10 protein-coding genes are annotated in these 14947 nt (G+C 66.3%); 3 read left to right on the top strand and 7 right to left on the bottom strand.

Features of this window, described 5'->3' with window-relative positions; translation table 11 throughout:
* Positions 1-119: 119 nt before the first annotated feature.
* The 7 genes from AB0O76_RS12765 to ngcE all read right to left on the bottom strand — a co-directional run bounded on the left by AB0O76_RS12765 (position 120) and on the right by ngcE (position 8263).
* A complete protein-coding gene (locus tag AB0O76_RS12765; protein ID WP_365488761.1) occupies positions 120-1319 on the bottom strand; it encodes an ROK family transcriptional regulator in 1200 nt (399 codons plus the stop codon).
* Positions 1320-1518: 199 nt separating this feature from the next.
* The gene (locus tag AB0O76_RS12770; protein ID WP_365488764.1) at positions 1519-2391 is read right to left on the bottom strand and encodes a carbohydrate ABC transporter permease; all 873 of its coding nucleotides are present in this window, start codon (positions 2389-2391) and stop codon (positions 1519-1521) included.
* A complete protein-coding gene (locus tag AB0O76_RS12775; protein WP_365488767.1) occupies positions 2391-3338 on the bottom strand; it encodes a sugar ABC transporter permease in 948 nt (315 codons plus the stop codon). The genes AB0O76_RS12770 and AB0O76_RS12775 overlap by 1 nt, the downstream gene beginning before the upstream one ends.
* 60 nt (positions 3339-3398) lie before the next feature.
* Entirely contained in the window at positions 3399-4661 is a 1263-nt protein-coding gene (locus AB0O76_RS12780) for an extracellular solute-binding protein (RefSeq protein ID WP_365488770.1), read from the bottom strand.
* 148 nt (positions 4662-4809) lie between these two features.
* Positions 4810-5706: a carbohydrate ABC transporter permease gene (locus AB0O76_RS12785; protein WP_365488773.1), complete on the bottom strand. Its 897-nt coding sequence runs from the start codon at positions 5704-5706 to the stop codon at positions 4810-4812.
* Positions 5707-5727: 21 nt separating this feature from the next.
* Positions 5728-6777 (bottom strand): sugar ABC transporter permease, encoded by a 1050-nt coding sequence (locus tag AB0O76_RS12790; protein WP_365488776.1) that lies wholly within the window; start codon positions 6775-6777, stop codon positions 5728-5730.
* A gap of 52 nt (positions 6778-6829) precedes the next feature.
* Entirely contained in the window at positions 6830-8263 is a 1434-nt protein-coding gene (ngcE, locus tag AB0O76_RS12795; protein WP_365488779.1) for an N-acetylglucosamine/diacetylchitobiose ABC transporter substrate-binding protein, read from the bottom strand.
* Between the two features lie 883 nt (positions 8264-9146).
* Between ngcE and AB0O76_RS12800 the strand changes: the two genes are divergently transcribed.
* From AB0O76_RS12800 to AB0O76_RS12810, 3 genes are all read left to right on the top strand, one after another.
* Positions 9147-9653 carry a DinB family protein gene (locus AB0O76_RS12800; protein ID WP_365488782.1) on the top strand — a complete coding sequence of 169 codons (507 nt, stop codon included), beginning with the start codon at positions 9147-9149 and terminating at the stop codon, positions 9651-9653.
* Between the two features lie 9 nt (positions 9654-9662).
* On the top strand, positions 9663-10073 hold the full coding sequence (locus AB0O76_RS12805; protein WP_365488785.1) for a VOC family protein: 411 nt from the start codon (positions 9663-9665) through the stop codon (positions 10071-10073).
* A 978-nt stretch (positions 10074-11051) separates the two neighbouring features.
* The gene (locus AB0O76_RS12810) at positions 11052-14939 is read left to right on the top strand and encodes a GH92 family glycosyl hydrolase (RefSeq protein WP_365488788.1); all 3888 of its coding nucleotides are present in this window, start codon (positions 11052-11054) and stop codon (positions 14937-14939) included.
* The last annotated feature ends 8 nt before the right edge of the window (positions 14940-14947 follow it).

A 14947-nucleotide genomic window follows, 5' to 3' on the forward strand; every position in this document is an offset into this window, starting at 1 on the left:
TGGGAACCTCCCTGACGTGGCCGCGTCGTTGCGGCCGAGGTGGCTCGAAGTCAACTCGGCCGCCACACCAGCGTCAAGGAGTAAATCCTTAACGAGATGACAACGGTGCCATGCGTTATCTAAGTGAAGGCAGGTGCGGGCGCAGGGAGAGACCCGTCCAAAAGGGTCGAATCACCCATTTCGCTGAGCGCGAGGGCCAGCGCCCCGAGCACCTCGGCCCGGCCGCCAAGTGCCCCGGGAAGCACGGAGAGCTGGCGTGCCGCACTGGGGATCGCGTACCGCCCCACGGACTCCCTGATCGGCCCGAGGACCAGCTCACCGGCCTCCGCGAGGTCGCCGCCGAGGACGACCCGGCTGGGGTTCAGGAGGTTGCAGAGATTCGCCACACCGCTGCCGATGTGCCGTCCGACGTCGGCGATCACCCGGCGGCAGCCCGGGTCTCCGTCGCGCGCGAGGGCGACCACGCGCTCCATGGTCAGATCGGTGCCGTGGCTGGACTGCAGCAGCGGCAGAACGTAGCGGGCCGCGGTGAAGGTCTCCAGGCAGCCGCGGTTGCCGCAGCGGCAGACCGGGCCCGACTCGTCCAGGGTGATGTGCCCGATCTCGCCCGCCGTGCCGCCGGGGCCGCGGTAGATCCGTCCGTCGATCACCAGGCCGGCGCCGACACCGCTCGCGACCTTGATGTACGCCAGGTCCTTGACCCCGCGGCCGCTCCCCCAGACCAGCTCGCCGAGCGCTCCGAGGTTGGCGTCGTTGTCGACGTGCACGGGCACCCCGAGGCGGCCGCCCAGCTCCTCGGCGGGCTTGGTGCCGGTCCAACCCGGCAGGATCGACGTCGAGCCGAGCGTCCCGGACTCCACGTCGATCGGTCCCGGCACGCCGAGCCCGACCCCGGTGATCTTCGCGCGGTCCACGCCGGTGGCCGCGATCAGCCTGCTGACCAGCTGCTCGGCCCGGTCGAAGCCCTGCGCGGCGGACGCGTCCACGTCCAGCGGCTCGGACTCCTCCGCGAGCACCTGGTGGGCGAGGTTGCCCACGGCCACGCGCAGGTGCGTATGGCCGAAGTCCACGCCGATGACGATGCCCGCGTCGCCGCTGAGCGAGACGCTGCGGGCCCTGCGGCCCCCTGCCGAAGTGGGCGTGACCTCGACCGTTCCACCGTCCTTGAGCTCGCGGACGATGTTGGAGACCGTGGCCGCCGACAGGCCGGTCGTCCTGGCGATCTCGGCCTGAGTGAGCGAACCGGCGAGACGTACGGCGCGTACGACCCGCTCGAGATTGGCCCGGTGCAGCGAGGACTGCGACCCCGGAGTCTCCATTGACTCAGCCACCCTTTTCCGTATGACGTAACGGCATCGTCGCCGCCCGTACAAGTTGTGAACTCCAAGCTCTGCTGAAGGGGTTAGCGCAGTCAAGTCCTTGACGGAAATCTGCCAAGGCCAACAGCCGGACAGGCCGGGTCCAAGTGGTGAGGATGCACTCCAAACCACCCAGACCCGGCCTGTAAGGACCGATCCGTTACTTGACCGAGCCCGCCGTGAGACCCGAGACGACATGCCGCTCGATGAAGGCGAAGAGCACGATGACCGGCACGATCGCCACGACGGACGCCGCGAAGAGGTAGTTCCACTCCACGGTGTAGGCGCCGATGAAATTGTTGATGCCGACGGTCAGCGGCTGCTTGTCGGGCTCGGTGGTGAGCGTGAGCCCCATCACGAACTCGTTCCAGGAGGTGATGAAGGTGAAGATCACCGCGGTCACCACACCGGGCAGCGCGAGCGGCAGCGTCACCTTCACCATGGCGCCGAAGCGGCTGGTGCCGTCCACCATGGCGGCCTCCTCCAGCTCCGGCGGGATCGAGCTGATGTAGGCGGTCAGGATCCACACCGCGAAGGCGAGGTTGAACGCCGCGTTGGTGATGATCAGCGTCCAGACCGAGTTGAGCATGTCCAGCTGGTGGAACTCGCGGTAGAGACCGACGAGCAGGGCGGTCGGCTGGAACATCTGCGTGACCAGGACGAGCAGCAGGAAGGCCTTGCGGCCGCGGTAGCGCATGCGGGCCGTGTAGTAGGCGGCGGGCAGCGAGACGAGCAGCACCAGGAGCGTCGCCCCGCCCGCGACCAACAGGGTGACCTGCAGGTTCTGGCCGAGCTCGGACTCCTTCCATACGTCGATGAAGTTCGCCCACTCGAAGTTCTCGGGCAGGTACGTGCGGTCCCGCAGCTCGTTCTTGGGCCGCAGCGCCGTGATCACCATCTCCAGGTACGGCGCCAGGAAGAGCGCCGCGAGCGCCCAGGCGACGACGGTGATGACGAGTGTGCGCGGCCGGAACGTGCGCTTGGGCTTCTTGGCCTTCTGCGACCCCGGTCGGGTCGCCGTCGCGGTGGCCATCAGTCCTCCTCGTTCCACCGGCTGACCTTCAGGAAGATCAGCACGAGCACCACGACCATCGCGAAGTTGACCACCGACATCGCAGCGGATTCACCGATGTCGGTCTCCTTCAGCTTGTACATGAACACCATCGACGTGGAGGTGTCGTAGCCAGGACCGCCCTGCGTCATGGCCCAGATGATCGGGAAGGAGTTGAAGACGTTGATGAGGTTGATGACGACGCCGACGAGGAACGCGGGCCGCAGCATCGGCAGCGTGATGTGCCGGTACGTCTGCCAGCCGCCGGCCCCGTCGATCCGCGACGCCTCGTAGACGTCCTGCGGGATCGTCTGCAGTCCGGCGAGCAGTGTGTACGTGGTGAAGGGCAGCGAGACGAAGACGGCGACGGCCATCATCCACGGCCAGGCGGTGTCCGAAGAGCCCAGCCAGTCCTTGGACTTGTCGATGAGACCGAGGTCGAGCATGACCGTGTTGAGCACGCCCGCGGTCTGGTTGAGCATCCACTTGAAGCCGATGGCGGTCATCAGGACGGACGCCGCCCAGGGGGCGATGAGCGCCCAGCGCGTGATGCGGCGGCCGGGGAACTTCTGGTTGAACAGCTGGGCGAGACCAAGCGAGAGCAGCATCGTGACGCTCACGACGACGACCGTCCAGACGGTCGTCCAGAAGAGCACCGAGCCGAAGTCGCTCTCCTCGAAGAGCTTCTTGAACTTGTCGGTTCCCGCGCTGCCGCGCACGACACCGGCGATGGACACATTGAGGAACGAGGTGCGGATCAGCTCGACGACCGGCCAGACGACCACGGCGAGGATCAGCAGGATGACGGGCGCTATCCAGGGCAGCGGGCCGAGCCTGGCGATGCCGCTGCGGCGGCTGACCGGCCTGGGTGCGCGCCCGCCCCGTCCCCGGCCGGTGTCGGCCGGGGGCGGAGGGGCCTTCAGTGACACAAGGACTCCTTGCGTACGGAGTGAACGGGGCGAACTGGGCCAACAAGGGCCTGCCGCCTGCTACTTGGCCTCGGCTGCCGCCGCCTCCGCCTTCTTCTGCAGGTCGCCGAGGACCGACTTCGGGTCGTCGGACGCCGCCTTGCCGCCGGTCTTCTTCATCTCGGCGGAGATGACGTCCCACGAGGTGTCGCCCAGCGGGTAGAACTTGGCGTTCGGAAGCACCTCGAAGAACGGCTCCAGGTCCTTGTGCTTGCCGCTGGACTGCATCTCCTTGAGGGCGTCCTGGGTGACCGGCATGAGGTTGTACATCTCGTCGAAGGCCAGCATCTTCTTGGAGTACGTGAAGTCGAGGAACTTCTTCACGCCTTCCTTCTCCGCGCCGCCGTCCTTGAACGCCATCATCCAGTCGGCCACGCCGAGGGTGCTGTCCAGCGGGCCCGTCTTGCCGGGGATGGGCGCGACGCCGTAGTCGACCTTGCCGTCCTTGGCCATCTGGATCAGGCTCGGGTGGCCGTTGAGCATGCCGACCTTGCCGGCCGCGAAGTCCGCGAAGGCCGTCTTGCGGTCGGTGGAGGCCGGGTTGGAGTACGTGAGGCCGGGCTTGACCAGGTTCTTCTGGAGCCACTCGAAGGTCTCGACGTTCTTGGCGCTGTCGAGCGTGTACTTGCCGCTCGCGTCGGTGTAGCCGCCGCCGTTGCCGAGCTCCCACATCATCGTCTCGCCCTGGGTCTCCTCGGGGCCGAGCGGCAGTGCGTAGGGGGTCTCGGCGGCCTTGGAGTCCTTGATCTTCTTTGCGGCGGCGGCGAGTTCGTCCCAGGTCTTCGGCGGCGTCTTCACGCCGGCCTTCTTCAGGACGGCCTTGTTGTAGAACATCACGCGGCTCGAGGAGACCCACGGGATGCCGTACTGGGTGCCGTCGACCTCGCCGGCCTTGGCGAAGGAGGGTATGAGGTTCTCCTTCGTCTTGGGCGAGAGCACCTCATCCGCCTTGTAGAGCAGGTCGTCGGAGACCTTGTCGGCGTAGCCGCCGGTCTGCAGCAGGTCGGGCTGGTCGCCCGCCTGGATCATGTTCTTGACCTGCTTGTCGATCTCGTTCCAGTTGATGACCTGGACGTCGACCTTGTAGCCCTTGTTGGCCTTCTCGAACTCTTTCTTGACGCCGTTCCAGTAGATCTTGGAGGCGTTGGAGGCCTTGTCGCCGTAGTCGGCGGCGACGAGCTTGATGGTCTTGCTGTCGCCGCTGTCGCTGTCACCGCCGCAGGCGGTAAGTCCCAGTGCCATCGCGAGCGTTGCCGCACCGGTGGCGATTACTCGTTTCCTCATGCTGTTCAACCCTTCGACATCGGTGTCGACTTGAACGCGGGCCAAGGTCCCCCCGCGGCGCCGTGGCGCCGACATTACTCACGGCCGGAATTGGCGCGACAGGCCTAGACCACTTTCGTGGCCAAGCTGAAATCACCCGCTGTCGGGGTCACTTGAGAGCGCCCGCGGTGAGGCCCGCCTGCACCTGTCGCTGGAAGACGGCGTACACCACGAGCACCGGAAGCATCGCGATCGTCAGGCCCGCGAAGAGCGCCCCCCAGTCGCCCCGGTAGCCCTGCGTCACGGCCAGGTTGGCGAGTCCTTGGGGCAGCACATAGCTGCTCTCCTCCTCGTTGTTGAGCAGTAGCGGAAGCAGGTACTGGTTCCACTGGCCGAGGAAGTTGAAGATGCCGATGCTGACCAGGCCGGGCTTGGCCATGGGCAGCATGATCTGGAAGAACGTGCGGGTGTGCGAGGCCCCGTCGACCATCGCCGCTTCCTGCACGCCCGTCGGCAACGTACGGAAGAAGGAGGTCAGGAAGAAGACGGTGAAGGGCAGCGAGTACGCGATATACGCGATCATCAGACCCGGCCGGGTGTCCAAAAGCCCGAAGTTCTCCATGACCGCGAAGAGAGGGACCAGGGCGAGGATGACCGGGAACATCATGCCGCCCGCGAAGAGCAGGAAGATGAACCGGTTACCCGGGAAGGTGAAGCGGGCGATCACATACGCGGCCATCGACCCGAGCAGCATGGTCCCGGTCAGTGAACCCGCCAGGATGATCAGCGAGTTGAGCGCGTACTGGCCGATGCTCGCCTCGGTCCACGCGTTGCTGAAGTTCTCCCAGTGGAGGGAGGTGGGCCAGCCCATCGGATCGCTGAGGATCTCGACCGAGGGCCGCAGCGCCGTGAGGGCGACCCAGACGAGCGGTCCTGCTGCGAGGACCACCCACAGGACGAGGAAGGCGTGCGAGAACACGTTCAGCGTGGCGCCGCCCGTCGAACTCCCGTCCCGGCGGCGCGAGTCGGGGGTCTCTTTGCGGGGCGCAGTGGTGTTCGTGGTCATGATGCAGTGGCTCCCGCGGTCTCAGTATTCGATCCGGTCGCGATTCCCGATCCTCATGACGATCAGCGAGAACGCCATGCTGAGGACGAGAAGGACGACGCCGATGGACGTCGCATAGCCGTACTGGCCGTCCCGGAATCGTTCGTAGAGGAAGACCGGAGTGACCTTCAGGACATGCTCGGGCACCATCACCAACACGATGGCGAACGAGTCGAGCGCCTGAATGCCCATATAGATCCAGCCGGTGCGCACGGTGTCCCAGATCAGCGGGAGCGTCACACTGAAGAAGGTCCGTCCACGCCCCGCGCCGTCGAGCAGTGCGGCTTCGTAGATGTCCCTGGGGATCGCACCCATGGCCGCGGAGAACAGCACGACATAGAAGCCGACGAAGCTCCAGGAGAGCACGACGAGTACGGCGATGAGGGCGAGGGAGCGGTCGCCGCCGAGCCAGGCGGGGCCGTCGATGCCCACCTTGTCGAGCCCGCCGTTGATCAGCCCGCTGTTGGTGTTGAGGACGCGCCCCCAGACGACGGCGATGATGGCCACCGAAAGGACCTGCGGAAAGAAGTAGACGACTTTATAGAACGACGATCCCGCGACACCGGCGATGGCCTGGCCCTTACGGTGCCGCCCGCCCGAGGTGATCATGTAGGCGAAGAACATGCCGAGTACGAGCGTGACGAGCGGGGCGATGACCGCAAGGGCGACGCTCATCTCCAGGGAGTCCCAGAAGCGCTCGTCGTCCCACATCTTGGTGAAGTTGTCGAAGCCGATGAAGTTCGCCACCGGTCCGCCGGACCAGTCGGTGAACGAGTAGTAGATCGCCTGGATGAAGGGCGAGATGACGAACAGGGCGTAGAACGCGAGGGGCAAGCCCAGGAAGCCCGCGATGAAGCGGTACTTGTCGAGCGTGCGGTAGCGCCGGTCGTAGCGCACGCTGTCGGGGGTGAAGCGAGGCGGCAGCAGCACCGCCAGGAGGAACAGCAGCCGGTTCGGCGCCTTGGGCGGGCCCGTCCGGTCCGCTGCCTTCTTCGGGGGTGGGGATTCGTCCACCCGGGTGTCCGTCGTCATGCTGCTCCGCCCCGCATCGCTCACGTGCCCGTCTACCCGGATCCGTTGCCCGTCAGGCCTTCTTGACCTTGATGACGTCGGGGTCCTTCAGGATCCGCTCGGATGCCTTCTGCATGGTGTCCATCGCCTGCTTGGTGCCGATCTGGCCCAGCATGAACTTGGCGATCATGTTGTTGAAGTCCTCGCGGAACAGCTCGTTGTACCAGTCGTAGAACTTGGGGATGACGACGTTCTCGCCGGCCGCGTCGATGGCCGCCTGTGCGCTCGCCGTGCCGGACGGCAGCTGCTGGCCGTCGATGGCGCCCTTGACCGCGGGGATCGAGCCGACCTCCTTGAACAGGTTCAGGGCGGCCTCCTTGCTGTACATCATCCGCAGCCACTCCAGGCCGCCCTGCACGTTCTTGGCCTTGGACGGGACGATGAACGGCTCACCGGCCGGGGCGAAGAGCGTGCCGAAGGGCATCTTGTCGCCGGAGTCCAGGGACGGGGTCGCGCCGACCGTCATCTGGAAGTCCTTGGGCGTGGTGTCCTTGGCCTCGTTCTCCACCCACGAACCATTGGGTACGAAGAGACACTTGCCGCCCTTGGTCCAGGCGGTCTGCATCTCCGTGTGCGCCTCGGTGCCGTCGAAGCCGGTGAGTACGTACTTCTTGGCGACGAGCTCTTCCCAGGCCTCGAAGACGTCCTTGACGGCGTCGTTCTTCCAGGCGTCCGGCTCCAGGTAGTCCATCGCTGTGATGACGTCGCGCCCGCCACGCTGGGCGAACATGGCGTACATGCTGAAGAACATGTAGCGGGGGTGACCGCCGGGGTAGCTCCACCCGTGGATGCCTTTCCCCTTGGCCTTCTTGCAGACCGCGAGCATCTCGTCCCAGGTCTTCGGGTACTCGGCCTCGAGCCCCTTCTCCAGGAGCTTCTTGGAGTACCAGTTGCCGTAGACGGTCACGGCGATGTTCAGCTGGTAGCACTCCTTGCCGCCGAACTGGCCCATCGTCTCGACCACGGGCACCAAGGTGTCGCGCACCTTGACCTTCGGGTCGTCCCACGAGGGGGCGTCGAGCACCTCTCCGAGGTCGGCGACCTGCTTGTTGTGCACCAGCTTGCCGATGTTCATCTGGTCGGCGCCGGAGTTGTTGACCACGTCCGCCGTCGGCTTGCCGCGGACGATCTTCGGCTGCAGCTGGGTGGCGATCTTGGTGGTTGCCTTCTGGTTGGGGTCGGACTTGGGGTAGTGCTTCTGGTACATGTCGGTGACGAACTGGGCGTACTTGTCGCCGTATCCACCGTTGAAGATGACGACCCCGAGGGCGGCGTCGGCCTTCACGCCCAGCGGGTTCTTCTTGGACTTCTCGCCCTTTTCGGCCTTGTTCTCCTCGCCGCCGCCGCTTGCGCAGGAGCTCAGCGCGCCCATGGCCGGCACCGCGAGCAAGCCGGTGACTGCCGCCTTCTTCATCACGTCACGACGGTTGAAGCTGGTGGATCCCATGCTCAAGTCCTCGCCTTCTCCAGGACTCAGGCGGTGTGCGGACCCCGCCGGCTCACTGGGGGCGAAGGGCCCGACACCGCGGGTCAGTTGAAGCTGGGGTGGTACTGAACGTGCGACAACTCATGGCAAGGGCTCGCACCCGCCACTCAGGGTGCCGATAGGTATAGTCCACTCTTCGGCAGCAGAGCAAGATCGAACACAGCTTCGGCCAGCAGTCTTTCCCGAGTTGAGACCTCGCGGAGACGTGGGGTGGTTCGTTCACGGCGTGAGCGAATTTGCTGGGCCGGTGGTGGTGTTCGTACCGGGGCCGCCCGGTTGTCCGGAGTATGGCGGTTCCGGGCCGTGCGTAAAGGGCGCTCCGCTGCGCTGCGCGTCGGCTTCGCCGATTCCGCTGCGCTCCACCCTTGACACCCGCCCCTCCACCGCGGGAAGCGTGATGACCGGGCGGCCACGAAGCGGGGCTCACGGGGACGGGGGGATGGGTCACCCGGCTTCGCGGCCGGGTGCGGACTAGTTCGGAGCAGCGCGCCGCATCGCTGGAAGCGGTGCGCGGCCGGTGGGGGGATGGGTCCCGGCTTCGTCAAGCGTCTACCGGCCGGATCCTTCCGGGGCGGGCGTCGGGTCAGGGGCACGCGGCCACTCCGGGGATCGGTCCCGGCTTCGTCAAGCGTCTACCGGCCGGATCTTCCGGGGTGACCGTCACGCGTCGCGGATGGTGGGGGGGGTGGGGGACCTACTTTGGGAAAGTTGTGTTCTGGCATAAGGGGGGCGCGCGGGATTTGAAACGCAACTTTGCCGAAGTAGGTCCCCCATACCCCCTAGCCGGCCTGTCCGGCGGTAAATACCTCGACATGGGGCACGATCGTCGGGGACGCTTCGCGCGATGACCAGAATCGATGACACACCGTCTGCGTGGGACGAGCGCACCCAGCTCACCACGTTTCTCGACTACGCACGTGACACCGCACGCGCCAAATGCGATGGTGTCTCCGAGGAGAACGCACGCAACGCGCTCCTGCCGGGCTCACCGCTGATGACCATGAGCGGAGTGATCAACCACCTCCGCTGGGTCGAGTACTACTGGTTCCAGGTGGTCTTCCTCGGCGAGGCAGACCGGGGCCCCTGGACCGACGAGGACCCCGACCGCGAGATGCGCATCGCCGTCGACTTCCCGCTCGCGCAGTTGCTCGACGAATACACCGAACAGAGCGCCCGCTACCGCGAACTGGTCGCCGGGAACGGCCTGGACAAGCAGGCCCAGCGAACCATCCGCAACGGCCTCCACGTCGACCTGCGCTGGATCCTCCTCCACCTCACCGAGGAGACGGCCCGCCACAACGGCCACCTGGACATCCTGCGCGAGATGCTCGACGGCACAACCGGCGACTAAGATCGCGGGATGCTGCGACTCACCGACTTCATTATCGACTGCCCGGACACGATGAAGCTGGCGGCTTTCTACTCCGAGGTGACGGGCCGTCCGATCAAGGAAGGCAGCTCCGAGGACTGGGCCGGCATCCAGTTCGGCGAGATCGAGCTGGCATTCATCCAGGTGGACGACTACCGCGCTCCGCAGTGGCCCGACAGCGAGCACCCCAAGCAGTTCCACCTCGACTTCGAAGTGGACGAGATCGAGTCCGAGCAGCGCCGCGTCCTCGACCTCGGCGCGACGCTGAGGCAGGACTTCATCGGCCCCAACGGCTACGGCTGGCAGGTCTACACCGACCCGATCGGCCACCCCTTCTGCCTGTGCCGCAACAAGGGCGTCATCTGGACCGACCAGGGCCCGATCTGGCCCAAGCGCGACTAGATCCGCCGGGCTGGGCGGCTAGGGGGTATGGGGGACCTACTTCGGCAAAGTTGCGTTTCAAATCCCGCGCGCCCCCCTTATGCCAGAACACAACTTTCCCAAAGTAGGTCCCCCACCCCCAGCCCACACCCGCGCCGACCCCACCCGATCGACCCCGACCCCGCCGGACTGCCAGTCGCGGCACGGCACGGCTCGATCGCGTCCCACCAAGTGGTGTAGGGATGCGGAGTTGAGAACTCCGCAGGTCACGGCTGCGGCAGGGGGCAGCTTCGCCGCAGCTAGGCGCCGACCGCGCTGAGCAGCGCCAGGATCGGGCCCTGGCGTTCGGGGCCCTTGCTGACGAGGCCGCATCCGGACCCAAGAGGTCCGGCTCTCTACACCACTTGGTGGGGCACGACCCACGGCTCCCCGCGAACCCGAACCAAACCCACACCCACACCCACACCCACGAGGGCCGGTCCGCACTCGCTTGACGAAGCCGGGACCCATCCCCGAGCGGCCGCGTGCCCCTGACCGTGACGGCCAGCCGGGGAGATCCGGTCGTCGGACGCTTGACGAAGCCGGGACCCATCCCCGAGCGGATCGCGCACCCCTCCAGCCGGACGGACGGCACGTGAAACGAACTAGTCCGCACCCGGCAGGAAAGCCGGATGACCCAACCCCCAGTCCCCGTGAGCCCCGCTTCCAGGGCCGCCCGGTCATCACGCTTCTCGCGGTGGAGGGCTGGGTGTCAAGGGTGAAGCGAAGCGCAATCGGCGCAGCCGACGCGCAGCGCAGCGGAGCGCCCTTTACACCCTGCCCGGAACCGCAACACTCCGGACAACCGGGCGGCCCCGGCGCCAATCAAGCACCGGCCCAGCAACACCCGCACCCCACCAAGCTCCCCAACAGCCTTGACACCAGCGGCAACTTGACGCCCTACTGGACCTTGCGCAGCGAACTGACAACGTTGTCTAACTCGCAGGGAGGGATTCGAGGATGGGACACAGACCTCGGCACAGACACCGTCCAGGTCACCGGCACCGTCTCGGCCACCGACCCCGCTCAGCCGTCCTGCTGGCGGCCACCGCCTTCTCGCTCGTCGCGACAGCGCAAGGCGCGGCCATCGCGAAGCCGGAGGAACCACCCAAGGCGGCACGGGAGTTCGCCTCGTCCTTCGAGGAGAGCGACGCCCAGCCCGACTGGCTCAGCACCGTGGAGACAGGCCCCGACGGCAAGAAGCGGACCGCCGGTGTCAACGGCGCGTTCAGCTCGGGCATCCCCGGAAGTGTGAACGACCACGTCACCGAGGTCCGTGCCAGCGCTGAGAACGCCGGCGGCGGTGAGGTCAAGGAGAACCTCGTCGACGGCGAACCCACCAGCAAGTGGCTGACCTTCGCGCCCACAGGGTGGGCCGAGTTCGACCTCGACGAGCCGCAGAAGGTCGTGACGTACGCGCTGACATCGGCGAACGACCACGCCGAGCGCGACCCGAAGGACTGGACCCTGCAGGGTTCCACGGACGGCAAGGACTGGAAGGTCCTCGACACCCGCAAGGGCGAGGCCTTCCCGCAGCGGCACCAGACGAAGAAGTACGACTTCGAGAACAACGCGACCGCGTACGCGCATTACCGCCTCGACGTCACCGCCAACAACGGCGCCTCCGACGCCCTCCAGCTGGCCGACGTTCAGCTCTCCGTCGGCGGCAGCGAGACGCCCGCCCCCGAAGACATGCTCTCCCTCGTCGACCGGGGCCCCAGCGGTTCGCCGACCGCGAAGTCGGGCGCCGGGTTCACCGGCAAGCGCGCGCTGCGCTATGCGGGCACCCACAAGGTGGACGGCCGCGGTTACTCGTACAACAAGGTCTTCGATGTGAACGTCTCGATCCACCGGGACACCGAACTTTCCTATCGCGTCTTCCCGTCCATGGCCGAGGGTGACCTCGACTACGACGCCACGAACGTGTCCCTGGACCTGGCCTTCACGGATGGCACCTATCTGAGTGACCTCAAGGCGATGGACCAGCACGGCTTCCCGCTGAGCCCGCAGGGCCAGGGCGCCGCGAAGGGTCTGTACGTCAACCAGTGGAACAACGTCGTCTCGCGGATCGGGCAGGTTGCGGGCGGCAAGACCGTCGACCGGGTGCTCGTGGCGTACGACTCCCCGAAGGGGCCTGCCAAATTCCGGGGGTGGGTGGATGACGTGTCGTTGAAGGAGAAGGCGCCGGTGAAGCCGAAGGCCCATCCTTCGGATTACGCGGAGACCACGCGTGGCACCAACTCCAGCGGTGGCTTCTCGCGCGGCAACACCTTCCCCGCGACGGCCGTCCCGCATGGCTTCAATTTCTGGACACCCGTCACCAACGCGGGCTCCCTGAGTTGGCTTTACGACTACGCGCGTGGGAACAACGGGGACAATCTGCCGACCATCCAGGCATTCAGCGCCAGTCATGAGCCGAGCCCCTGGATGGGCGACCGGCAGACCTTCCAGATGATGCCGTCGGTCGACAAGGACACCCCGAGCGCATCGCGGACCAAGCGCGCGCTGCCCTTCAAGCACGGGAAGGAGACGGCGCGCCCGCACTACTACGGCGTGACCTTCGAGAACGGCCTGAAGGCCGAGATGGCGCCGACCGATCACGCCGCGATGATGAAGTTCACCTATCCCGGTGATGACGCGAGTGTCATCTTCGACAACGTCTCGGAGAAGGGTGGTCTGACGCTGGACAAGGAGAAGGGGGTCGTCAGTGGCTTCTCCGACGTCAAGTCCGGGCTTTCGACGGGTGCCACGCGGCTCTTCGTGTACGGCACCTTCGACTCGCCCGTGACCGCCGGCGGCAAGCTCGACGGCGGCGGTGGCGGCGACGTCACCGGCTATCTGCGCTTCAAGCCGGGCAAGGACCGCACGGTGAACCTGCGTCTGGCGACCTCGCTCATCAGCCTCGACCAGGCCAAGGCCAACCTCGACCGGGAGATCCCGTCCGGGACGTCGTTCGACCGCGTCAAGGACCGCGCCCAGAAGCAGTGGGACGACATCCTCGGCAAGGTGGAGGTGGAAGGCGCGAGCGAGGGCCAGCGCACCTCGCTGTACTCCAGCCTGTACCGGCTGTACCTCTACCCCAACTCCGGCTTCGAGAAGGTCGGTTCGAAGTATCAGTACGCGTCCCCCTTCTCGCCGCAGACCGGCCCGGACACCCCGACCCACACCGGCGCGAAGATCGTCGACGGGAAGCCGTACGTCAACAACGGCTTCTGGGACACCTATCGCACAACGTGGCCCGCGTACTCGTTGCTCACGCCGAAGAAGGCGGGTGAGCTGGTCGACGGGTTCGTGCAGCAGTACAAGGACGGTGGCTGGACCTCGCGTTGGTCGTCGCCCGGATACGCCGACCTGATGACGGGCACCTCGTCGGACGTCGCGTTCGCCGACGCGTACGTCAAGGGAGTCGACTTCGACGCCGAGGACGCGTACGACGCCGCCCTGAAGAACGCGACGGTGGTGCCGCCGAGTTCGGGCGTCGGCCGCAAGGGCATGGAGACCTCGCCCTTCCTCGGCTACACCCCGAGCGAGACCCACGAGGGCCTGTCGTGGGCTCTTGAGGGATACCTCAACGACTACGGCATCTCGCGCATGGGCGACGCCCTCTTCAAGAAGACGGGCAAGAAGCACTACAAGGAGGAGTCCGAGTACTTCCTCAACCGTGCACGGGATTACGTCAATCTCTTCGACGGGAAGGCCGCAGGGGGAGGATCCGCCCAGGGCTTCTTCCAGGGCAAGGACAAGAAGGGTGAATGGCGCGTCCCTTCGGACAAGTTCGATCCGCGCGTGTGGGGTTACGACTACACGGAGACGAACGCCTGGGGTTACGCCTTCACCGCCCCGCAGGACTCGCGCGGTCTGGCGAATCTGTACGGCGGCCGCAAGGGTCTTGGCGACAAGCTCGATACGTACTTCGCCACTCCCGAGACCGGCTCCGCCGAGTTCGCGGGCTCGTATGGGGGCGTCATCCATGAGATGACCGAGGCACGCGACGTACGCATGGGCATGTACGGCCACTCCAACCAAGTGGCCCACCACGCCGCCTACATGTACGACGCGGCCGGTGAACCGTCCAAGACGCAGGAGAAGGTCCGCGAGGTCCTCTCCCGCCTCTACACGGGCAGCGAGATCGGGCAGGGCTACCACGGCGACGAGGACAACGGCGAGCAGTCGGCCTGGTATCTCTTCTCGTCGCTCGGCTTCTATCCGTTGGTGATGGGCAGTGGCGAGTACGCCATCGGGTCACCGCAATTCACCAAGATGACCGTGCACCTGGACGGCGGCCGCGATCTGGTCGTCAAGGCGCCGAAGAACAGTGCGAAGAACGTGTACGTGCAGGGCCTGAAGGTCAACGGCAAGAGGTGGACCTCAACTGCCCTGCCCCACAAGGAGATCGCGCGGGGCGGCGTCCTGGAGTTCGACATGGGACCGAAGCCGTCGGCCTGGGGCGCGGGCAAGAACGCCCAGCCGACGTCGATCACGCAGGACGACAAGGTGCCGTCTCCGCGCTCGGACGCCATCAAGGGTGACGGCGCGCTCTTCGACAACTCGTCGGCGACGGACGCCACTTCGGAGTCCGCCGTAGAGTTGCCGGTCGGCAAGGAGACCGAGGCGGTGCAGTACACGCTGACGTCGTCCACCGACAAGGCGAAGGCGCCGCGCGGCTGGGTCCTTGAAGGATCCGCCGACGGTGAGAAGTGGAAGGAGCTGGACAAGAGGTCCGGCGAGTCCTTCGCCTGGGACCAGCAGACCCGGGTGTTCACGGTCGACGATCCGGGGACGTACGGGCACTACCGGCTCGTGCCGGACGGGGCCGCGACGCTCGCGGAGGTCGAGCTCCTGAGCTGATCCGTCTC

The sequence above is a fragment of the Streptomyces sp. NPDC086554 genome (assembly GCF_040686095.1).
GTDB lineage: Bacteria > Actinomycetota > Actinomycetes > Streptomycetales > Streptomycetaceae > Streptomyces.